The following is a 21,158-nucleotide window of genomic DNA, read 5'->3' as shown; positions in this document are numbered from 1 at the left end:
ATTGCCAACTTAAGTCCCACAGCCATGCAACTGATCGGCGCAATCCTGTTTGTCTTCGCCTTACTGCACACTTTCAGCGCCAAAGCCTTTGAACGGCTGTCGCACAAATATCCGCGCCACGGCGGCTTGCTGCATTTGCTAGGCGAGGTGGAGGTGGTATTCGGCTTCTGGGCCATGGTGCTGCTGGTGGCGATGGCCTGCGTGGCCGGTCCGCAAAACGCCATCGCCTACGCGGAAACGCAGCAATACACCGAGCCGCTGTTCGTCTTCGTGGTGATGGTGGTGGCGGCATCGAAGCCGGTACTGGATTTCGTGCAGCGGATGATCGACATCCTCTCCGGCGGGCGCCCGCTGCTGCAGGCGTGGATGGGCCTCGCCCTGGTGCCGCTGGCAGGCTCGCTGATCACCGAGCCCGCCGCCATGACGCTGGCCGCACTGATGCTGGCGCCGCAGATTTTCCGAGATGGCTTGCCGGAGTGGCAGAAGTACGCGGCACTGGGCGTGCTGTTCGTCAACGTCTCGGTCGGCGGCACGCTGACTGCCTACGCCGCGCCGCCCGTGCTGATGGTGGCCGCGACCTGGCAATGGGACAGCGCCTTCATGGCCGCCAACTTCGGCTGGAAAGCCACGCTCGCCGTATTGGTCAACGCCAGCGCGTTAACCTGGCTGCTGCGCAATAGCCTCCAGGGCAATGCGCCAAGGCCCACCGCCAGCACCCGCGCTCCCCTGGCGACCAGCATGATCCACTTGGCTTTCCTCGCCGCCGTGGTGATGCTGGCCCACCATCCGGTGCTGTTCCTTGGCCTGTTCCTGTTCTTTCTTGGCTTCACCAGCGCGTATCCGCAGCACCAGTCGCCGCTGATCCTGAAAGAAGCCTTGCTGGTCGGTTTCTTCCTCGCTGGCCTGGTGGTGTTGGGCAGCATGCAGCAATGGTGGCTGCAACCGATTGTCGAAAGCCTGCAGCCGCTGGCGCTCTTCTTCGGCGCGCTGGGCCTGACCGCGATCACAGACAACGCAGCCCTCACGTATCTTGGCTCGCTGATCGACGGCATTCAACCGCAGGCACAATACATGCTGGTCGCCGGCGCCGTCGCGGGCGGCGGCCTGACTGTGATCGCCAACGCGCCGAATCCAGCCGGCGTCGCCCTGCTGCGCAAAGGCTTTCGCGATGAATCGATCGGGGCGCTAGGCCTGCTGGCCGGCGCGCTCGCTCCAACGGCGGTCGCCGCGGCCGCCTTCTTCCTCTAAACGGGCCATCAACCGATCGGCGCGCTGCGCCAGCGTGCCGCGCAACTCCAGGTAAGGAATACCCCTTGCCTGAAGATCGTAGCGCACCATGCCCTGGATGCGGCTACGCCACGTGGCGTCATCACGCCAGCCATCCTGGTGAAACGGAATTTCCTCGCCGCAGAGGAAATGCGCCGCATAACGCCGGGCACAATCTTGCGCGTAATCGAGCAAGGCCGGCGGGGCCTGGTGCAAGTGTCCGTAGCAGAAACCAAGCAGTAACGTGGTCAAGGCATTGGTATCGGAAAACAGGTAGCGATGGCAATGCTCGAGCGCCGCATCCTCCTCCGCGCGGTGGCGTTCAGCAATCGCTACGTAATCGGCGGGCGCCAGCTGTCCCTGGCGCGCCTCCCACACTTCCCGCCCGATCTCCGGCACGAAGCGCGTGCCGCAACGCTCGGCCATGTAGGCGGCAAGCGTCGACTTGCCGGTCGACTCTGCGCCAACCAGGACGATGCGCTGCACGAAATGGCGGTACACGCCCGGTGCAAGCCAGGCACGTTGTGCATGCACATCCGCCCTGATCATGCTGGCCGAAATCGGCACGCATGCACGCGCATGGTCGACCATGCGGTGCGCCAGCCCCAGGGCTGCGGCAAACGGCGGCCCGTATTGTTCGCTGGAGAACACAACGTCGGCATCCACACCCGCTTGCGCCAGCCATTGGCGCAGGAAGGCCCAATGCGCCGGGCCCGGCGCACTATCGGGCGGGGCGCCATCCGGCACCAGCACCTGCACATCCGGATACAAGGCCGCAATCCACTGCGCACGCAATCCGGAAGGCATGTCCGTGAAGTCCGGCGTGGCATAACACAGCACAGTAACCCGCTGCGCCCCGCTGCGCGCGCATTCAATCAAGTGCTGGTGCCCCTTGTGCAAAGGCGCAAATTTACCAACCACCAAGGCATGCTTGTAATTCATGGTGGCATTGTAGCCCCACACTATTGAATTTCGACAAGGACGCGAAAAATCCAGCTGCGCTATTCTCATCTCACCCCGTTCACACAAATGAGGAGAGGCAGAATGAGCTATCTAGACCGCGACAAATTCGGCATCTATCGCGACCGTGACGATAACGATGGTCCAGGCCCCCGTCTGATGGGCGCCGACACACTGATGGGCGAAGACGTCTACAACCGGCAGGAAGAAGACCTCGGCGACATCAAGGAAATCATGCTCGACATGCAGACTGGCCAGATCGCCTATGCCGTGCTGTCCTTCGGCGGCGTGCTGGGCCTGGGCGACAAGCTGTTCGCCGTGCCATGGCAGGCCTTGCAGCTTGACACCGTCAACAAACGCTTTGTGCTCGACTGCACCAAGGAAAAACTGGAGAGCGCGCCGGGCTTCGACAAGGACCGCTGGCCCAACATGGCGGATCCGGAATTCACCACCCAGATCCACAACTTCTACGGCGCCACGTCCACCGGCATGCGCACCTCGACCGGCAGCGTGATGGGCTCCGGCACCAGCACCATGCAAAGCGACTCGACCAGCGGCAGCAGCTACAGCGGCGGCAATAAAGGCAATTACTGATTGGCAGGAATTGACGGCTTTCTGGCAGTCCTGAGCAATCCCAGGCGCAGATAATCGGCTGCTGACATTACAGCCGCTTATCTGCCATGCGCACCTTGCTCCCCCTCCCGCTGCTTGTACTCTCCTGCGCCCAGGCTGGCGAACTCCCCGCCTATCAGCCGCGTCCCGGCCACGAGCGCCCATTGATCGCCGTCCTCGGCGACAGCGCGTCGACTGAAATCACCGACTTCATGTTGCCATACGGCGTGCTGCAGCGCGCCGATATCGCGCAAGTGCTGGCGGTCGCGACCACAGGCCCAACCATCGCCATGAATACGGGCCTGCGTGTGCAGCCAGACCTGGACATGGCGGGCTTCGACCAGCGCTATCCCGAAGGCGCCGACTACGTCATCGTGCCATACATGAAGCGCGTGGATTTTCCTCCCATGCTGGCCTGGCTGCAGGCACAGGCAGCCAAAGGGGCCACCATGGTCAGCATCTGCGACGGTGCGCTGAGCGTGGCCGATAGCGGCCTGATGAAAGGCCGGCGCGGGACGGCGCATTGGGCGACCCATGACTACCGTCTTGAAAAATATCCGGATACCCAATGGCTGCCAAACGTGCGCTACGTCGCCGATGGCAAGGTGATCTCCAGCGCCGGGATCAGCGCCGCCCAGCCGGTTTCGCTGGCCCTGGTGGAAGCGATTGCCGGGCGCGAAAAAGCCGCAGCCGTCGCGGCAAGCCTGGGTGTTGCAGACTGGAGCAGCCGCCACGACAGCGGCGTCTACGCGCCGCGATTCGGTTACAACCTGAACGTCTGGCTGACGCGCTACACCGACCAATGGCTGCACAGCATGAATGACACCGGCCTGCCGCTGGCGACGGGTTTTGATGAAATCGCATTGGCTTACGCCAGCGACGCCTATACCCGCACCTACCGCAGCCGCGTGCTGGCCGTGGCGTCAAGCGAGGCGCCGGTGGCCAGCAGCCATGGCCTGAAGGTGCTGCCAGACCGGGTTGCCGGCAGCACCGCAGCGCCTGCGGCAATGCTGCCCGCCCCGGTGGGTTCGCTGGACGCAGTGCTCACAGAAATTGCCGGCTCCTACGGTCCGCGTACCGCCCATCGTATCGCGCTGGAGTTCGAGTACCCGGGCTATCCGGTGAGGTAAACTGCGGGCATGCAGCCCACCCGCCCCCGCCGCATCGTCCTGCTCGCGTATGAAGGCATGAACCTGCTGGACCTGACTGGTCCATTGCAGGCCTTCGCCAGCGCCACCCGCCGCCATTCGGCCGGCGGCCCGCCGCTATATGAACTGATCGTCGCTTCCGCGGAGGGCGGACTGGTCGCCAGCAGCGCCGGTTTGTCCTGCATGACAGTCCCTGTCGCCTTGCTCGACGGCGGCGAGATCGACACCCTGCTCGTGGCCGGAGGCTGCGCCGGCGATACCTACGTCGCCCCGCCTGAGCTGGTGAACTGGATACGCCGGCGCGCCCCATCGGTGCGGCGCCTGGCGTCGGTCTGCACCGGCGCCTTCATGCTGGCAGCGGCCGGCTTGCTGGACGGACGCCGCGTGGCAACGCACTGGGAATGGGTGGAACGCCTGCGCCGGCTGCATCCGCAGGTGCGGGTGGACGAAGACAAGATCTACATCCGCGACGGCCAGGTATGGTCGTCGGCGGGCGTCAGTGCGGGCATCGACCTCGCGCTGGCCCTGATCAAGGACGACTACGGCCACCGCGTCGCCATCGAAACAGCGCGGCAAATGGTGGTGTATATGAAACGCGCCGGCGGCCAATCGCAGTTCAGCGTCCCGCTGACCGCACAGTCGCGCGAAAACGGTAAATTCTCCGACCTGCACGCCTGGATCGCCATCAATCTGCACCGCGACCTGCGCGTGGAGCGGTTGGCGGAGCAGGCGAATATGAGCCCGCGCACCTTTGCCCGCAGCTACGCCAGCGAAGTCGGATGCACCCCGGCGCGCACCGTCGAAGCGATGCGCATGGAAGCGGCACGGCGGGCGCTGGAGGAAACCACGCTCCCCCTCAAGGCCATTGCCGCCAACACCGGGCATGGCACGGAACAGAACCTGCGCCGCACCTTCCAGCGCCTGCTCGGTGTGAACCCCGCCGAATATCGTCAGCGCTTCTCCAGCCGAGAGTCCGATCAGCAGCCAGGATCGTTTGGGGCAAGGTAGGAGAAACTGCCGGCCATGCCGACAATTTCGTCCGGTCCCGCCAGCGAGGAGAGGTAAAGCGTCAGATCCTTCCTCACGGCACCGGTATCGATGATGAAATCAGGTTTGCCGTCATTATCCAGGTCTCCCACCAAGCGGACATACGAATCCGTCCCCATGGCGCTGCCTTCGCCCCACATGATGTCAAATTGAAATTCAGCAATCCTCTGCCGCTTTGCGCCGGATTGCAGCTCCAGCCAGACCGAAGGCGGGAGCGCAGCGTCCGCCCCCGCCGCCTTCACCGGTTGATCCAGTCGGGGAACAAAGCGCAATTTCCCGCCTGCAGGCAGGGACAGTTCGCCGCCCATGACATCCCCGCCCTGGTGACGGATGCCTTTTTTCGGCTTGCATTCGCGGCCCGGGATCCACGACGTCACCGGGCCGGCTTTCAACTGCAGCTTGTCCAGCGGCGCACGGAAAGGCTTGAACACCGCGATCACGCCGTCCGCCGGCAGGCGCGGAGAAAACTGCAGCAGCTGCCCCGGCATTGGCGTGTCGTCATACCGCTCATGGTCTTTGGACGTCACCGTCACGCTCAAGGGAATCAATTCGCATGCATCATTGCAGCGTAGCGCCCACCAGCCGGAACCTGAACGATATTCGCGACCGGCCAGGTGCACCGCCAAGGCATCGCGATCTGCAGCGGAGTCGGCGCCCGCCGGAAGAATCACCGCGGGACCACTGGATTTGTGGTCGTACGACTCGTCATAGGGTGCGCCCACTGCCAGGGCGCTGGTGGCGGCCAGGGCGAGCAAAGAGAAGGTAATACGGCATTTCCAGTTCAACATTAAATACTTCCTCAATCAGCGTTGCATCGATTCCCACACCTTCGTCAGGCGTTTGACGGAAACCGGCATCGGCGTTCGTAATTCTTGCGCAAACAGCGAGACGCGCAGCTCTTCCAGCATCCAGCGGTATTCGACCAGTTTCGGGTCGGTGTTCTTGCCGGCCGACTTGTCGCGCATCAGGCGCTGGTAAGGCGCCGCCGCCTGGTTCCACTCGGACATGGCCTTGGTGTCGCGCGCGGCGTCGGCCCGCATCTTCTCCAGGCGCACGTTCATCGCCTTCAGGTAGCGCGGGAAATGCGCCAGCTGCGAGAACTCGTTCTCGATCAGGAAGCGCTTGTGCACCAGGCCTTGCAGCTGCTGCTGCATGTCCTGCGCCACCTGCTGGTTGATGCCCTGCAGCCGCTTCGGCAGGCCGTGGTATTCGGTCAGCACCTGCGACACCAGGCGGGCGATCTCGTTCACCAGCAGCACGATGCGCGACTTGCCTTCGTCCTTGCGCTTATTGAAGCTTGCCTCATCGGTCGGCAACGGATCCTGCAGGCAGGCGATGTCGATGGCCTTGGCGATGATCTGGTCGCGCAGCTCCTCCTGCGTCCCCATGGACATGAACTGCATGCCCATCTGCTGCAGGTTGGGGATCGATTTTTCGACGAACTTGATCTGGTCGCGCATCTGCAGCATGAACAGGCGGCGCAGCCCGATGCGATGGGTGCGCGCGGCCACATTCGGATCGTCGAACACTTCCAGGTCGCAGTGCGCAGTCTTGTCGACCAGGGCGGGGAAACCGATCAGGCTGAGCTTGCCCTGGGTGATTTCCAGCAGCTCGGGCAATTCGCCGAAGCTCCAGGTGGTGATATTGGTGTGCTGCGAAGGGGCGCTTGGCGCGGCGGGCGACGGCGCCCCGGCGGGCGGGCGTGCCGGGGCTGTACTGCGTGCCGCGTCGGCCGCAATGCCGCCGTGCGTCGGCTTGGCCGGAGCGGCCGCGCCGACGGCCAGCTGCGCCAGTTGTGCGGCGGAGGCTGGCGTATTGCCCCCTTCCGCCATGCGCTGGAAGCTCTGGCGCGCCTGCAGGCCGTATTCCGCCTGCAGGGTGGCCAGGTTGCGGCCCATGTCGAGCTGGCGGCCATGTTCATCCACCACCTTGAAATTCATGAAGTGGTGAGCCGGCAGCTGCTCCGGTTTGAAGTCGGACGTCAGCACGCCGATCGTGATCTGCTTGCGGATATCGGCAATGATCGCGTCGACCAGGTCGCCGCGCGCGAACTCGGTGCGCTCGCAGAACTTGGCGGCGTAATCCGGCAGCGGCACCATATGGCGGCGCTGCTTTTGCGGCAGGGTCTTGAGCAGCAGGTGCACCTTTTCCTTCAGCATGCCCGGCACCAGCCATTCGCAGCGTTCGCGCGACAGCTGGTTCAGCGCATACAGCGGAACGGTCAGGGTGACGCCGTCGCGCGGCGTGCCCGGCTCGAAGTGGTACGACAGCTGCATCTCCAGCCCGGCCGCCATCATCTTCTTCGGGAACAGTTCGGTCGTGATGCCGGCCGCTTCGTGGCGCATCAGGTCGTCGCGGTTCAGGAACAGCAGCTTCGGATCGTCGTGCGACGCATCCTTGTACCATTTTTCGAAAGCGGCGCCATTCACCACGTCGGCCGGAATCTGACCGTCGTAGAAGGCTTCAATCAACTGGTCGTCCACCAGCACGTCCTGGCGGCGCGACTTGTGTTCCAGGTTCTCGATCTCGCGCACCAGCTTGTGGTTATGGGCGAAGAACGCCAGCCTGGTGTCGTAGTCGCCGCCCACCAGCGCATCGCGGATGAAAATTTCGCGCGCTTCGGTCGGATTCTTCTGGCCGTAGTTGATACGGCGCTGGCTATACACCACCAGGCCGTACAGCGTGGCGCGCTCGGAAGCGGTCACCTGCGCCGGGCGTTTTTCCCAGCGCGGTTCGCCCCAGGATTTCTTCAGCAGGTGGCCGCCGATCTTCTCGATCCATTCCGGTTCGATGCGTGCCACGCAACGCGCATACAGGCGCGTGGTTTCCACCAGTTCGGCGGAGACGATCCATTTTCCCGGTTTCTTCGACAGGTGCGAACCCGGCCAGACATGGAAGCGGATGCCGCGTGCGCCCAGGTAGGCGCCGCCGGTCTCGTCTTCGCCTTTGAAGCCGATATTGCCCAGCAGGCCGGTCAGCAGCGCCATGTGCAGCTGTTCATAGGTGGCCGGCAGTTCGTTGGTGCGCCAGCCCTGCTCTTTCACGATGGTGAGCAGTTGCGAGTGCACGTCGCGCCATTCGCGCAGGCGCAGCTGGTTCAGGAACGTCGCGCGGCAGCTGTCCATCAGCTGGCGGTTCGACTTCTTGTGCTCGATGGCGCCCTCGAACCACTTCCAGATTTTCAGGTAGCTGAGGAATTCGGATTTTTCATCGGCGAACTTCTTGTGCGCTTCGTCGGCGGCCTGCTGGTGTTCGACAGGACGGTCGCGCGGGTCCTGCACCGACAGCGCGGCGGCGACGATCAGCACCTCGGTCAGGCAGGCGTATTCCTGCGCGGCCAGGATCATGCGGCCGACGCGCGGGTCGAGCGGCAGCTTGGCCAGCTTGCGGCCCAGCGGCGTCAGCTGGTTGTCGTCGTCGACCGCGCCCAGCTCCTGCAGCAGCTGGTAGCCGTCGGCGATGGCGCGCCCCAGCGGCGGCTCGATGAAGGGGAAGCTCTCCACATCGGCCAGGTGCAGGGACTTCATGCGCAGGATGACGGAGGCCAGCGAGGAGCGCAGGATTTCCGGATCGGTGAATTTCGGACGCTGCAGGAAGTCCTGCTCGTCGTACAGGCGGATACAAACGCCGTCGGCCACACGGCCGCAACGGCCGGCGCGCTGGTTGGCCGCCGACTGGGCGACCGGCTCGACCTGCAGCTGTTCCACCTTGTTGCGGTAGCTGTAGCGCTTGACGCGCGCCAGGCCGGCATCCACCACGTAGCGGATGCCCGGCACCGTCAGCGAGGTCTCCGCCACATTGGTCGCCAGCACGATGCGGCGCGCATTGGAGGTGCGGAAGACGCGGTCCTGCTCCTCCACCGACAGGCGGGCGAACAGGGGCAGGATTTCCACGTGCGGCGGGTGGTGCTTGCGCAAGGCTTCGGCGGCGTCGCGGATTTCGCGTTCGCCGGGCAGGAAGACCAGCACGTCGCCGCTGCCGAGGCGGCAGACTTCGTCGACGCCGTCGACGATGGCGTCCATCAGGTCGCGCTTGTCGCGGGCGGCTGCGGTGCGGGCGCCCTTGGCGTCAGCGCCTTGTGCGCCGGGCACCACCACCTGCTCGCGCTCCACCGGCCGGTAGCGCACTTCCACCGCGTACAGGCGTCCGGACACTTCGATCACCGGCACCGGCGGCTTGCCCTCCTGCGTGAAGTGGCGGGCAAAGCGTTCGGCGTCGATGGTTGCCGAGGTGATGATCACCTTCAGGTCCGGACGGCGTGGCAGGATCTGCTTCAGGTAGCCAAGCAGGAAGTCGATGTTCAGGCTGCGTTCGTGGGCTTCGTCGATGATGATCGTGTCGTAAGCCTTCAGCAGCGGGTCGGTCTGGGTTTCGGCCAGCAGGATACCGTCGGTCATCAGCTTGACCGAGGCGCCCTTGCTCAGGGTGTCGTTGAAGCGCACCTTGTAGCCGACATGCTCGCCCAGCGGGGAGCCCAGCTCCACGGCGATGCGTTTCGCGGTCGACGAGGCGGCGATACGGCGCGGCTGGGTGTGGCCGATCAGGCCTTTCTGGCCGCGCCCCAGCTCCAGGCAGATCTTGGGCAGCTGGGTGGTCTTGCCCGAGCCGGTTTCGCCGGAGACAATCACCACCTGGTGCTTGCGCAGGGCCTCGGCGATTTCCGCGCGGCGGCCGGAGACCGGCAACTCTTCCGGGAAAGTGATCGGCGGCAGCGGGTTGCGCAAGGCGCTTGCCGCCTCCCGTTCGGCGCGCTGCTCCGCCGACTCGCGCTCGCGGCGCTCCCCGCGTGCGGGCGCGTGGCCGCCTTCCTGCTGCGCGGGGGCGCGGCGGGCCTGCTGGCCGGGCTGCCTGGCCGGACGGCGCGGCTCGCCTTGAGGGCGCTCGGCGCCGGCTTGCTGGGGAGGATTCTTCTTGCTTGCTTCAGACATCGTTTTTTACATAGTTTGGGCGCGAAAACCGCGCAGCGCATTATAATGCGCGGATAATGGAAAACCCTATCCAATTCGTCTCCTGGCTGCGCTCCGTAGCGCCCTATGTCCATGCCTTCCGCGGCAAGACCTTCGTGGTCGCCTTCCCCGGCGAACTGGTTGCCGCCGGCGCCCTGCCGGTGCTGGCGCACGACCTGTCGCTGCTGCACGCTCTGGACATCAACGTCACCGTGGTCTACGGCTCGCGCCCCCAGGTCGCGGAGCAGCTCGCCCTGCGTAACGTGGAAGGCCGCTTCCACAACGGCGTGCGCATCACCGACACGGCCGCCATGGAATGCGCCAAGGAAGCGGCCGGCGAGCTGCGCCTCGATATCGAGGCCGCCTTCAGCCAGGGCTTGCCGAACACCCCGATGTCGCATGCCGCCATCCGCATCATTTCCGGCAACTTCATCACGGCCCGCCCGCTCGGCGTGATCGACGGCGTGGACTTCGAGCTGACCGGCCTGACCCGCAAGGTCGACGCCGAAACCATCCATTCGATCATGGGCTCGGACGGCGTGGTGCTGCTGTCGCCGCTGGGCTTCTCGCCGACCGGCGAGACCTTCAACCTGACGATGGAAGACGTGGCCTGCACCGCTGCCATCGCCCTGCATGCCGACAAGCTGGTCTTCATCACCGAAACCCAGATGATGGCCGACGCCGCCGGCACGGAAATTCGCGAACTGTCCTCGCACCAGGCCGAAGCCGTGCTGCAGGCCGGCTTCCTGCCCGACGCCACCGCCTACTACCTGAAGCACTGCGTCAAAGCCTGCAACAACGGCGTCGAACGTGCCCACATCGTGCCGTTCGCGATGGACGGCTCGGCCCTGCTGGAACTATTCACCCACGATGGCGTGGGCACCATGATCTCGCACGAGAACCTGGAATCGCTGCGCCCGGCCACCATCGAAGACGTGGGCGGCATCATCAAATTGATCGAACCGCTGGAGGCCGACGGCACCCTGGTCAAGCGCGGCCGCGAACTGATCGAGCGCGAAATCGAGATGTTCTCGGTTATCGAGCACGATAGCGTGATTTTCGGCTGCGCCGCGCTGTACGTCTTCCCGGAAGAAAAAATGGCCGAAATGGCATGCCTTACTGTCAACCCGGACGTGCAAGCCCAGGGCGACGGCGAGCGCATCCTCAAGCACATGGAAAACCGCGCCCGGGCGCAGGGCATCAGCAAGCTGTTCGTGCTGACCACCCGCACCGCGCACTGGTTCATCAAGCGCGGCTTCATCCCCGCCACGGTGGATGCACTGCCGAAGGACCGCCAGCGCCTCTACAACTGGCAGCGCAAGTCGCAAGTCCTGATCAAGACCTTATAATTGTATTTTTTAGGAGCACCGAAGATGGCCCGTACCGTCCACTGCATCAAACTGAACAAGGAAGCCGAAGGCCTGGACTTCCCGCCATATCCGGGCGAGCTGGGCAAGCGTATTTATGAATCCGTGTCCAAGGAAGCCTGGGCTGCCTGGATCAAGCACCAGACCATGCTGGTCAACGAAAACCGCCTGAACCTGGCGGACGTGCGCGCCCGCAAATACCTGGCGGCACAGATGGAAAAGCATTTCTTCGGCGAAGGCGCCGACCAGGCCGCCGGCTACGTACCACCGCCGGCCTGACGAGAGAGAAAAACGGGGCGCCGCCAAATAAAGAGGAAACGCCTCTTTCGTTTGGCGGCGCCCCTTTTCTTTTAGCGGCTTGCCGTTTCCGACTCAATCGCCTTGCACTGGCGCAGCTCGCAGCGCGCCATGAATACCTTGCCACTCGAGCAAGCCATGCGGTATACCTCGATCGGCCCCTGGGCCGATACCAGTCCTGCGCCCTGCCCGCCGCGGCATTCTTGCGCATATGCCAAGCGCTCCACCGTTGCCGAGGACACGCCCGAACGGATTTCCACTTTCTGCGCCGTCTTGGACGATCCTTCGGTGGCCACCACAGGTTTGCGATTGACGGGCGCCTGGGCAACCTTGGGAGCGTGCGAACATGCACTTAACAGACCAGCAACAAGCAACAGCAGGGAAAAACGTTTCATGGGCTCTTTCACGAGTAGGAATTAGTATTTGAGGGTGCGCACACCGTCGGGCGTACCCAGCAGGCACACATTGGCGCCGCGCGCCGCGAACAGGCCGACGGCAACCACGCCGACCATCTGGTTGATCCGGGTTTCCAGCGCCACCGGGTCGCTGATCGACAAACCGGCCACATCGATGATGTTGCCGCCGTTGTCGGTCACAAAGATCTCGTCGGAACCGGCCTTGGTGCGGACCTTCGGCTGGCCGCCCAGGGCCACCAGCTGGCGCAGCACCGCATTGCGGGCCATCGGCAGCACTTCCACCGGCAGGGGGAATTTACCCAGGGTTTCTACCAATTTGGAACCATCAGCGATGCAGACGAACTGTTTCGACACCGATGCCACGATTTTTTCGCGGGTCAGGGCCGCGCCGCCGCCCTTGATCATGTGGCCGGCCGCGTTGATCTCATCGGCGCCGTCAATGTATACCGCGATCTCCGAAACCTCGTTAAGATCGTAGACAGGAATGCCATGGCTTGCCAGGCGCGCCGCCGTGGCTTCCGACGACGCCACGGCGCCCTTGATGCGGTGCTTGATCTTGCCCAGTTCATCGATGAAGAAATTCGCGGTGGAACCGGTGCCGACGCCGATGATTTCGCCGTCGATCACGTAGTCGATCGCGGAAATAGCAACAGCGTGTTTCAATTTGTCTTGCGTCATAGTTACAATGGAATCAATAAGGCGGATAGAAAAGATGGCGTATTTTATCCGAATTGCCACACTCACCCGGGAAAACCGCAATGAAGCCAAGTACCGTACTCATCGTGGATGACAGCCGCGTGTCGCGCATGCTGACGCGCCAGCATATCCAGGTGCGCCATGCCGATTGGGTTGTGGAAGAGGCCGCCAATGGCGACGAAGCCCTGGCCAAGGCCGAAGGATTGCAGCCCGACCTGGTCCTGCTCGACGTCAATATGCCCGGCATGAACGGGGTCGACGCCGCCGCCGCCCTGCGCGTGATGCTGCCCAATGCCCATATCTCCCTGCTGACCGCCAATATCCAGGCCGCCACCCGCCAGCGCGCCCAGGAAATCGGCGTCGGCTTCATGGAAAAACCCATTACCGCCGAACGCATCGCGCAACTGATCGCGCCGCTGGAAGCCTGACATGGTCCGGCTCTCCGAACTGGAGCACGACGCTCTCGTCGAGCTGTTCAATATTGGCGTGGGCCAGGCCGCCTCCGCCATGAGCGAGATCGTCAACGAAACGGTCACCATGTCGGTACCGGCCATCAGCTTCCTGACGCGCGGCGCGGCCGCCAAGCTGCTGACCAGCCGCAGCAGCGGCAATGGCCGCCTGTGCGGCATCAGCCAGCACTACACTGGCGCCTTCGAGACCGAAGCGATCCTGATGTTCCCCGAAGAGAAAAGCCAGGAAATCGTCCGGCTGATGATCGGCGACAGCATGCCGCTGGCGGAACTGTCGGCCATGGAGCAGGAGGCGATGAGCGAGATCGGCAATATCCTGCTGAACAGCTGCGTCGGTTCGCTGGCCAATCTGCTGGGGCATGAGCTGCAAGGATCGCTGCCCGATTACCAGGTCGGCTACAGCGAAGAGATCCTGTCCCTGGCCGGCTGCGGCGAAACCGCCGTGCTCATGCTGCATATCGAATTCGTCATCGAACGCCAGCAGATTGCGGGCGACGTGGCCTTCATCATGGACATGACGGCGCTGCAGGACCTGAAGCAGCATATCGTCAATTTCCTGCAGCGCAACGTCGGCGGGGCCCTGCCATGAAAAGCGCGGCCGAGTCCCTGCCGCTATTGCAGGGCGTGCTCGATTGCATCGACATGGGCGCCCTCGTGCTCGATGCGAATGAACGCGTGGTGCTGTGGAATCGCTGGATGAGCCAGCACGCCGGCGTGTGCGATGCCGAAACGCGGCAGCGCAATTTCTTCGACCTGTTCCCGGAGCAGCGCGGCAAGCGCCTGGAAGCCGCCATCGGCCAGGCGCTGCGCAGCAACCTGCCGTCCCTGCTCTCGCAAACGCTGAACCGCTGGCCGCTGCCGCTGTACAGCAACAAGGCCACCGCCGAAAAAGGCGAGCGCATGCAGCAGCAGATCACGGTCACGCCGCTCCATCTCGCGGACGACGAGCGCTATTGCCTGATCCAGGTCAACGACGTCAGCGCCGCCGTGCAGCGCGAAAACCTGCTGCGCGAGCAAGCCGTGGCCCTGCGCTCGCAAACCTTGCTGGACGACCTGACCGGCGTCGCCAACCGCCGCCACTTCGATATGGCGATCGACCGCGAAACGCGGCGCGCGCGGCGCATGGGGACGTCGCTCTCGCTGATGATGCTCGACATCGACTACTTCAAGGCCTACAACGACCATTACGGCCACCAGCAGGGCGACGCCTGCCTGGAGGCAGTGGCCTCGGCGCTGTCGACCATGCAGCAGCGCCCGGGCGACCTGTTCGCGCGCTACGGCGGCGAGGAATTCGCGGTGATCCTGCCCGACACGCCGGGCGACGCCGCCGTGATGATGGCCAACGCCATGTGCCGCAAGGTGCGCGACTTGCGCATACCGCACCAGGCGGCCCGCATGGACGAACACATCGTCACCATCAGCATCGGTGTTGCTTGCAGCGACAGCGGCCAGGCCGACGAAGCGTATGAATTGATCAACGCCGCCGACCGCGCCTTGTACCAGGCCAAGGCATGCGGCCGCAACCGGGTGCATTCAATTTGAAAACTTCAGTCTTCATCGCCTGCAGCCTGGATGGCTTCATCGCCCGCGAGGACGGCAACCTCGATTGGCTCATGTCCCGCACGCCGGTCGACGGCGAAAACGGCTACGACACTTTCATGGCTGGCATCGACGTGATCGTCATGGGCCGCAACACCTTCGAGACGGTGCTCGGCTTCGAGGACTGGCCTTACGAAGGCAAGCGCGTAGTGGTCTTGAGCCGCGCCATGGACGACATGCCCGCATCGCTTCAAGGCAAAGTCCAGCTGCACCGCGGCCCCGTACGCGCCCTCTATGACTCGCTGGCCGCCAACGGCTGCCGGGGCCTGTATGTGGACGGCGGCCTGACCGTGCAAAGTTTCATCCGCGAGGACCTGGTGGACGAACTGACCGTCACCACCATTCCAATCCTGCTCGGCGCCGGCATACCGCTATTCGGGCATACCAGCCGCGACATCCCGCTGCGCCTGATGGGCACGCGCCAGCTGCCGGGCGGCCTGGTGCAAAACACCTACGCTACGCGCCTTATCGGCTAAGAGGCTGTTTCAAAACGGGCGTGGCTAGGCGCAGCGACGAAGGCAGTGCGCCTGCACGGCAAGGAGCTGCAACAACGCCATGGCCATTTTGAAACGGCCTCTAAAGCAGTTCGATGCCGAAACGCCGCACCGCCATCGCAAACGCGGCGAAGCAGGCAACCGTCAGCAGCACGCTGACGCCCAGGGTGGGCCAGAAACCCAGGCGCGGCAGCAGCCAGGGGAAGACCAGGAACATCGGCAAAGTCGGCACCACGTACCAGAAGGTGTACCAGGCGTGGTTGGCGATCTTCTCCTGCGGTTGCCGTTCGACGTAGAGCCAGATCAGCGCCAGCACCGTCACCAAGGGCAGCGCCGCAATCAGCCCGCCCAGGCGGTCGCTGCGCTTGGCGAATTCCGACACCGCCACCACGACACCGGCAGTAACCAGGTATTTGAAAATCAGCCAGAGCATCGCCTTCTCCTAATGGGCAAACGCGTAGCGGACCAAGGCCAGCGACAGCGCAAAGACATAACCATAAGCGAAGCGGTCGATGCGCAGCACATCGTCGCCGCGGCGCGCACGCCAGGCGCCCATCAGGCACATCGTGCCGCCGGCGGCCAGCGGCGTCACCAGCAGGTTGAGCTTGCGCAGAACTTCGCTGCGCACCAGGTGGTCGGGCAGCAACCAGAGCGTGATGCCGCCCGCAATGGCGCCGAAGATAGCGTAGCCCAAGCCCGCCAGCCAGGGATTCTTCGGACGGCGAAATGGCTCGCCCAGCGAATGCAGGCCCAATTCCGCCAAGGCCTCGACCAGCAATTGCAACAGGAACTCGCCAACGAGCTCGAACAGGAATTCGATCATGGGGTGAACAAGGCATGCTGTCCGGCGGTATGGAAGTCGCGCCAGACACGGTTGATGTCGGAATCCTCTTGCGCCGCACGCAGGCCACAATAAGGATAGATATCGGCCACGGCCCGGCGCGCCGCCAGCACCAGCGCCATCGACGCCTCGCGCAGCCGTGCGTCCAGCGCCGCGCCGACGCTGCCGGATGGCGCGTCAGCTTGCGTCCAGGCCTGGTCGAGCAAAGCATACATGCGTTCCCGCGCTCCTTCCAGCGCCACCGCGGCTTGTGCCAGCGCATCCTGGGCATTGGCGGACGGCGTGCGGCGCAGCGCGACAATGTCCTGCGCCAGTTGCAGGAAATGGCGCGCCATGCCGGAAAGGTTGGCCGCCAGGGTCACCCAGGCCAGCAGCATGAATGGGAAGCGATATAAAGGACCCGGCGCGGTGGTGCAGGCGGGGTCGATCGTGAAGCCATGGCTCGCGGGTACCCAGGCGGCGTCGAGCCGGTAGCTGTGCGACGCCGTCCCGCGCATGCCGAAGCTGCGCCAGGTCGCTTCCACCACCACCTGCGCCGCCGGCACCACAAAGGCCCGAATGCGCTCCTCGCCCTCGCCGCGCACCACTGCGTTCAGCGTGAAATGGGTCGCCATCGGCGCCCCGCTGGCGATATCCCAGCGCCCGGTGATGCGGTAGCCTTCGCCCGCGCGGTCGGCATAGCCGGTCGGCGCGCCGCTGCCCGCCAGGCAGGCGTTCGGCGTGGCGATGATTTCGCGCGCCGTATCGGGCGGCAGGAAGCCCGCGAACCAGCCCGCACCGGCGCACAGCGTGACCACCCAGCCCATGCTGCCATCCGCCTCGGCGATTGCCTCCTCAAGCCGGACGGCTTGCGGCAAGGGCATTTCGGCGCCGCCGGCAGCGCGCGGCGCCAGCATTTTCAGCCAGCCGTTTTCATGGATCAGGGCCTGCTGGTCCGCCAGCAGAAAGCCGGCGGCTTCGGCTCCAGCAGCGCCGGCCCGGATTCGAGCGATGTCAACGTTCATAGGTATTTTGTGACAGAATTGCCAGCATTCTAACCTCGGAGGCCCCCATGCTGCGAACCGCCCTGCTTTGCCTGATGATGACCGCGCTACCTCTCGCATCCCACGCCGCTCCGCTCAACGCACAGCTCACGCAGCGTACCGTGATGAACCTGAGCGTGATCAAGCAGATTGCCGCGGCAGCCGAGGCGGAAGCGCGCAAGAACAACTGGAACGTATCGATTGCCATCGTCGATGAAGGCGGGCAGCTGGTGCATTTCATCCGCATGGACGACTCGCCCAATTCCTCGGTCATGGTGTCGCAAGGGAAGGCCCGCCACGCGGCCAACTATCGCCGCGATACCAAGTTTCATCAGGAGGTCCTGGAAAAAGGCAACATAGCCGCCCTTGCCCTGCCGGACTCGCTCCCGATCGAAGGTGGCGTGCGGCTGGTGGCCGACGGCAAAGTGATCGGCGCCATCGGCGTATCGGGCGTCCAGGCGGCGCAGGACGCACAGATCGCCCGCGCCGGAGCGGCGCTGTTGAAGGAGTAAGCGGCCGGCACGGCACGCCTGGCGGTAGCAAGGCGGTCAGGCGGCCAAGCCTTGGGCTAGGTGTTCGCGCATCTGCCCAATCGAATCGGCATCCCCAGCAATCAACCTTTCCAAGCGCTGGACGGTTACTGGATCGGAGAGCGATTGTGCCTGCGCCCCGATTGGGCGAAGCCGCGACCAGCGTGCGCTTGATATCCAGTGCAGCAATTCTGCAGCAAGATCCTTTTCCAATGGCGAACCAGGAGCAATATCACGTGCAACGAGCGATATCGCTTCCAGCCAGTTCCATTTATGGCCGCGGACAGTAAACATCAAACCGAGCAGATATTCATTTGCCCCGATCGCCGCATGAAGGTCGGGAAATGACGCATATCCGCCGTGCTTTTCCAAGACCTGCCTGGCGAATTTGCGGACCAATGGTGAGCGGTCCGAAAAGGCACGTAGCATCAGTTCGTCTTTTTCATTTGGTGCAAGCCGCATCCAGGCGGCATAGGCCGCTCCTCTCAACCTGCTGGCCGCGGCGTTGGTGTACTCCTTGACCAGAGCCAAATCCCCGGAACTGCCCAACGACGCCAACGAAAGCAAAGCGATGCGATGTGTCGTTGGCCGCTGAGCCGAATCAAGCAATGCGCTGCGATAAAATGCGTTCAAATCGAATTGCTGCTCACGCAGATGGGACATGGCGATTCCTCGCACTGTCCCGTGCATATCCAGCAGATAATCGAGCACCAAGTCCCCCGCCCCACCATTGGCCAGCAGGGCCTGCAACGCAATCCGGCGGACTGCGCCAAACTGTGAATTCAGCGCAATACGCAGTACAGGCAGACCCTCGGATACAGGCAGTTCCCTGGCGATTTGCGCGCTTCGGCAAGCGATAACAATATCGCGCCTGGAGGAAACGCCGTTGGCAAGCATTTTCGGCAGGATGCGCGATGAGCGCTTCAGCAAAATTTCAAAACATATTCTTGCCAGTTTATTTGGTGCCGCCACATACCAATCCCAAATACCATCCTCTCCTGCCGAAGACAGAAGGATATCCTCGAATGCAGAAATCCATTCGGCATGGCTTGTGCGGTTCGCATTCCGCAGCGCGCCCACTATTTGCAAAGCGGCGCACTGATCCTCCGGACTGGCGTCGGCCAGCATCGCCAGCACTGCCGCCCTTGCCGCGTCCCGTACTTGAGGTACCCAGTCGTTCAGTCGAGTGGCCACCAAGGGCAGCGTGCCTGGCAAGCTCAGCTCCAGGCAGCGCTCGACTGCGGCCTGGCGCACATATCCAGAATAGTCCCCCAGCTGCTCCTCCAGTTCAGCCAGATCATGCCACTTCAATCGCCGGCTCTGCGCCGCAATTTCCGGGCGAACGCTTTGCGGCTTAACTGCGGGCCCTGCCGCCGGCGGCGGCGAAATTACTGGATCGGGGCGGCGAAAAATATTCTTGAAAAACGAAAAAACCATTAACCTTTCCTTATGCAGCAGACAGCGTCAGCACCACCAGTGCGTAGATTGAGAGCACGATCAACGCCATCAGCAGCAGGAAGCAGGTGCGCCATAACGCGCCGAAGTTCGACAACGCATATGCGCCGCGCAATTGCCGGTACATGTGTACTGGCGGGGCGAAAACGAGCAGCAGGCCTGCCGCGACGCCGAAACCGAAATGGCCCAGTGTCGTAAAGACCGCCAGCAGCAGCGACATGAAGCACAGCGAATACAGCGAGAACACGGCATGGTCGTACATCGTGATGCCGCGACGCCAGAAGAACATCAGCCACAGGAATGGCAGCGATATCGGCACCAGCAGGAACGCATATTTGTAGGCCGCATTGACCAGCTTGTATTTGGCCAGCTCCGGATTATCGGCGGCATGCTTGATAGCCTTGTCGACCCACGGAAGATCGGAATGCAGGCCACGCTTCCCCTCGGCCTTGTCCTCTCTGTTTGCTACGCCAGTCGCTACATCGCGAATGACTTCCGCTGCGATATCGTCATCCTTCCCGGTATCTTTTTCCGAGCTATCCGGGCTGGCGGCCTTCCCTTCCTCTTCCGGTTTGCTCTTCGCCTCATTTACCTTGGCAGGATCGCCCAAGGCAGCCTTGCCAGCCTGCAGGGCAACATTCAATCCGGCCAGCTCTTTCTGCGCTTTTTCCAGACGGCGCTGCGCTTTTTCCGCCTTCGGACTGCCTGCCTCCACCTCTTTCAGCTCTTTTTCGGCTTTGGCAATCAACGCGTTCTGGCCCGCGATTTTCTTGTTGATTTTCTGTTCGAACGTGACCGCACTGTCTTTACCGTCTTCGGCATCCGAAGTCGAATGGGTCCCAACCGTCAGCGAGAAGACGAAGAACATGAAGAACATCATGAACAGGAACAGCGCCAGCGGCGAAACGAAGCGCGTGCGCTGGCCGTCGATGTAGCGGCGCGTCAGCTCGCCGGGGCGCATGACCAGCAGCGGCAAGGTGCGCCAGCCCTTGGTGTCGAAGTGCAGCAGGCCGTGAAGCAATTCCTCGCCCAGGTGCAGCACCGATTTATGCAGGTGGCCTTTCTGGCCGCAGTTGCCGCAGTAATTGGCGGTCACCGGCGTACCGCAGTTGGCGCAGGGGCCTGCATCCGCGTGTGCGCCGGATTGACCGGCTTCGCCCTCCACCTCGCTCGCCACCAGGGTGGCCGTCACCAGGTCGCCTGCTGCTTCAATCTCGAGTCCCATCACTGCCACTCCACCAAGTGCAAAGTGGCAATGTTAGCAAATTATTGCTCTTTATTGCTAAGTAAGCCAGCGGCCACGGCGATGACGGCTCCAACTGCCGCCCAAGGCAGCGCAACCAGCGCTGCAACCTGGCCCGCCGGCCCGTCTTATTTGCTGACTTTGACGACCACGGTGCCCGCCAGGAAGTCGTGCACGGCACGGCGGCGCTCGTTCAACAGCAGCACGATGGCGCCCACCAAGGTCCAGGCATTGATCAGCCAACTGACAATCGTCACCCAGCCAGGGCCCGTGGCCACCAGCATCGTGCTTCGTTCCATGAAACCCAGCGCCATATACGTCGCATCGTCCATCTGCATGGCGGCCATCCCCAGACCAAGATTGCTGGCGGCTCCCATCAGCATCAAAGGCGCCTCGCGAATCAAGGCTGCCGTGAACGATACCGGCGAATGATCCTTCATCTGCACGCGCAGCTTCAATGCCAGTTTGCCCGGGGTGCCGCCGAAACGGCGCACCAGGTAGACCGAGTAGAACATGGCGAACAGGAGGGACGGAATCACCGCCCAGAAATAGAAGGAACGCGACTTTGCGCTCAGCCAGATAGTCAGTCCGACAATCGGCAGCATGACGAGGAAATCGATGATTTTTGCGCCGACGCGCGGCCAGAAGCCCCCGACCGCCGGAGTGGAATCGCCCTCCTGATTACCTTGTTCCAGGGTGGCGACGGGTGCCTGATAGGGATTATGCATAGCGACTTAATAAATGCTCAA

22 protein-coding genes are annotated in these 21,158 nt (G+C 63.3%); 11 read left to right on the top strand and 11 right to left on the bottom strand.

Going from position 1 to position 21,158, the window contains the following annotated elements:
• Positions 1-24 precede the first annotated feature (24 nt).
• Entirely contained in the window at positions 25-1,248 is a 1,224-nt protein-coding gene (locus H597_RS0126915; RefSeq protein WP_035375342.1) for a putative Na+/H+ antiporter, read from the top strand.
• On the opposite strand, the gene H597_RS36045 is transcribed toward H597_RS0126915, so the two are convergent.
• Positions 1,186-2,208, bottom strand: coding sequence for an AAA family ATPase (locus H597_RS36045; protein ID WP_083941323.1), 1,023 nt, complete (start codon positions 2,206-2,208; stop codon positions 1,186-1,188). The genes H597_RS0126915 and H597_RS36045 overlap by 63 nt on opposite strands.
• 102 nt (positions 2,209-2,310) lie before the next feature.
• Between H597_RS36045 and H597_RS32650 the strand changes: the two genes are divergently transcribed.
• The 3 genes from H597_RS32650 to H597_RS0126895 all read left to right on the top strand — a co-directional run bounded on the left by H597_RS32650 (position 2,311) and on the right by H597_RS0126895 (position 4,994).
• Positions 2,311-2,820: a PRC-barrel domain-containing protein gene (locus H597_RS32650; protein ID WP_035375340.1), complete on the top strand. Its 510-nt coding sequence runs from the start codon at positions 2,311-2,313 to the stop codon at positions 2,818-2,820.
• 86 nt (positions 2,821-2,906) lie between these two features.
• Positions 2,907-3,968, top strand: a complete 1,062-nt coding sequence (locus tag H597_RS32645) for a DJ-1/PfpI family protein (RefSeq protein ID WP_035375339.1) — start codon at positions 2,907-2,909, stop codon at positions 3,966-3,968.
• A gap of 9 nt (positions 3,969-3,977) precedes the next feature.
• Positions 3,978-4,994, top strand: coding sequence for a GlxA family transcriptional regulator (locus tag H597_RS0126895; RefSeq protein WP_028104844.1), 1,017 nt, complete (start codon positions 3,978-3,980; stop codon positions 4,992-4,994).
• On the opposite strand, the gene H597_RS0126890 is transcribed toward H597_RS0126895, so the two are convergent.
• Together H597_RS0126890 and hrpA are read right to left on the bottom strand one after the other, a co-directional pair.
• Positions 4,964-5,821: a hypothetical protein gene (locus H597_RS0126890; protein WP_028104843.1), complete on the bottom strand. Its 858-nt coding sequence runs from the start codon at positions 5,819-5,821 to the stop codon at positions 4,964-4,966. The two genes, H597_RS0126895 and H597_RS0126890, sit on opposite strands and share 31 nt — an antisense overlap.
• Positions 5,822-5,836: 15 nt before the next feature.
• The gene (gene hrpA, locus H597_RS0126885) at positions 5,837-9,961 is read right to left on the bottom strand and encodes an ATP-dependent RNA helicase HrpA (protein ID WP_028104842.1); all 4,125 of its coding nucleotides are present in this window, start codon (positions 9,959-9,961) and stop codon (positions 5,837-5,839) included.
• A 56-nt stretch (positions 9,962-10,017) separates the two neighbouring features.
• Here hrpA and argA point away from each other — a divergent pair, with 56 nt between their 5' ends.
• Positions 10,018-11,328, top strand: coding sequence for an amino-acid N-acetyltransferase (gene argA, locus H597_RS0126880; protein WP_028104841.1), 1,311 nt, complete (start codon positions 10,018-10,020; stop codon positions 11,326-11,328).
• A gap of 24 nt (positions 11,329-11,352) precedes the next feature.
• Entirely contained in the window at positions 11,353-11,625 is a 273-nt protein-coding gene (locus tag H597_RS0126875) for an oxidative damage protection protein (protein ID WP_028104840.1), read from the top strand.
• A 71-nt stretch (positions 11,626-11,696) separates the two neighbouring features.
• Here H597_RS0126875 and H597_RS0126870 read toward each other — a convergent pair whose 3' ends face one another.
• Both H597_RS0126870 and rpiA read right to left on the bottom strand, forming a co-directional pair.
• Positions 11,697-12,038: a hypothetical protein gene (locus H597_RS0126870; protein WP_028104839.1), complete on the bottom strand. Its 342-nt coding sequence runs from the start codon at positions 12,036-12,038 to the stop codon at positions 11,697-11,699.
• A 21-nt stretch (positions 12,039-12,059) separates the two neighbouring features.
• Positions 12,060-12,737 carry a ribose-5-phosphate isomerase RpiA gene (gene rpiA / locus H597_RS0126865; RefSeq protein ID WP_028104838.1) on the bottom strand — a complete coding sequence of 226 codons (678 nt, stop codon included), beginning with the start codon at positions 12,735-12,737 and terminating at the stop codon, positions 12,060-12,062.
• 80 nt (positions 12,738-12,817) lie between these two features.
• Between rpiA and H597_RS0126860 the strand changes: the two genes are divergently transcribed.
• Genes H597_RS0126860 through H597_RS0126845 form a run of 4 tightly spaced genes read left to right on the top strand, consistent with a single transcriptional unit; the run spans position 12,818 to position 15,300 of the window.
• Positions 12,818-13,183, top strand: coding sequence for a response regulator (locus H597_RS0126860; RefSeq protein WP_028104837.1), 366 nt, complete (start codon positions 12,818-12,820; stop codon positions 13,181-13,183).
• A gap of 1 nt (position 13,184) precedes the next feature.
• Positions 13,185-13,814: a chemotaxis protein CheC gene (locus H597_RS0126855; protein WP_028104836.1), complete on the top strand. Its 630-nt coding sequence runs from the start codon at positions 13,185-13,187 to the stop codon at positions 13,812-13,814.
• Positions 13,811-14,767, top strand: coding sequence for a GGDEF domain-containing protein (locus H597_RS0126850; RefSeq protein WP_028104835.1), 957 nt, complete (start codon positions 13,811-13,813; stop codon positions 14,765-14,767). Before H597_RS0126855 ends, H597_RS0126850 begins: the two co-directional genes overlap by 4 nt.
• Positions 14,764-15,300 (top strand): dihydrofolate reductase family protein, encoded by a 537-nt coding sequence (locus tag H597_RS0126845; RefSeq protein ID WP_028104834.1) that lies wholly within the window; start codon positions 14,764-14,766, stop codon positions 15,298-15,300. Before H597_RS0126850 ends, H597_RS0126845 begins: the two co-directional genes overlap by 4 nt.
• Positions 15,301-15,400: 100 nt before the next feature.
• On the opposite strand, the gene H597_RS0126840 is transcribed toward H597_RS0126845, so the two are convergent.
• From H597_RS0126840 to H597_RS0126830, 3 genes are read right to left on the bottom strand one after another with little or no spacing between them, the layout of a single operon-like run.
• Positions 15,401-15,751 carry a DUF3147 family protein gene (locus H597_RS0126840; RefSeq protein WP_028104833.1) on the bottom strand — a complete coding sequence of 117 codons (351 nt, stop codon included), beginning with the start codon at positions 15,749-15,751 and terminating at the stop codon, positions 15,401-15,403.
• Between the two features lie 9 nt (positions 15,752-15,760).
• A complete protein-coding gene (locus H597_RS0126835) occupies positions 15,761-16,141 on the bottom strand; it encodes a hypothetical protein (RefSeq protein WP_028104832.1) in 381 nt (126 codons plus the stop codon).
• Positions 16,138-17,163, bottom strand: coding sequence for an acyl-CoA dehydrogenase family protein (locus H597_RS0126830; protein ID WP_028104831.1), 1,026 nt, complete (start codon positions 17,161-17,163; stop codon positions 16,138-16,140). The genes H597_RS0126835 and H597_RS0126830 overlap by 4 nt, the downstream gene beginning before the upstream one ends.
• A gap of 47 nt (positions 17,164-17,210) precedes the next feature.
• Between H597_RS0126830 and H597_RS0126825 the strand changes: the two genes are divergently transcribed.
• Positions 17,211-17,693 (top strand): GlcG/HbpS family heme-binding protein, encoded by a 483-nt coding sequence (locus H597_RS0126825; protein WP_229632254.1) that lies wholly within the window; start codon positions 17,211-17,213, stop codon positions 17,691-17,693.
• A 36-nt stretch (positions 17,694-17,729) separates the two neighbouring features.
• Here the strand turns inward: H597_RS0126825 and H597_RS0126820 are convergent, their stop codons facing one another.
• The 3 genes from H597_RS0126820 to H597_RS33605 form a co-directional block, all read right to left on the bottom strand.
• Entirely contained in the window at positions 17,730-19,148 is a 1,419-nt protein-coding gene (locus H597_RS0126820; RefSeq protein ID WP_028104829.1) for a hypothetical protein, read from the bottom strand.
• A gap of 10 nt (positions 19,149-19,158) precedes the next feature.
• The gene (locus H597_RS0126815; protein ID WP_035375337.1) at positions 19,159-20,391 is read right to left on the bottom strand and encodes a DUF3667 domain-containing protein; all 1,233 of its coding nucleotides are present in this window, start codon (positions 20,389-20,391) and stop codon (positions 19,159-19,161) included.
• Positions 20,392-20,537: 146 nt separating this feature from the next.
• Positions 20,538-21,137 carry an RDD family protein gene (locus H597_RS33605; protein WP_028104827.1) on the bottom strand — a complete coding sequence of 200 codons (600 nt, stop codon included), beginning with the start codon at positions 21,135-21,137 and terminating at the stop codon, positions 20,538-20,540.
• Between the last annotated feature and the right edge of the window lie 21 nt (positions 21,138-21,158).

Origin of the sequence: Pseudoduganella violaceinigra DSM 15887, from assembly GCF_000425385.1 — a bacterium.
Classification (GTDB): Bacteria; Pseudomonadota; Gammaproteobacteria; order Burkholderiales; family Burkholderiaceae_D; genus Rugamonas; species Rugamonas violaceinigra.
The sequence above is the reverse complement of the archived record's forward strand: the minus strand, read 5'-3'. Positions and strand labels throughout refer to the sequence as shown.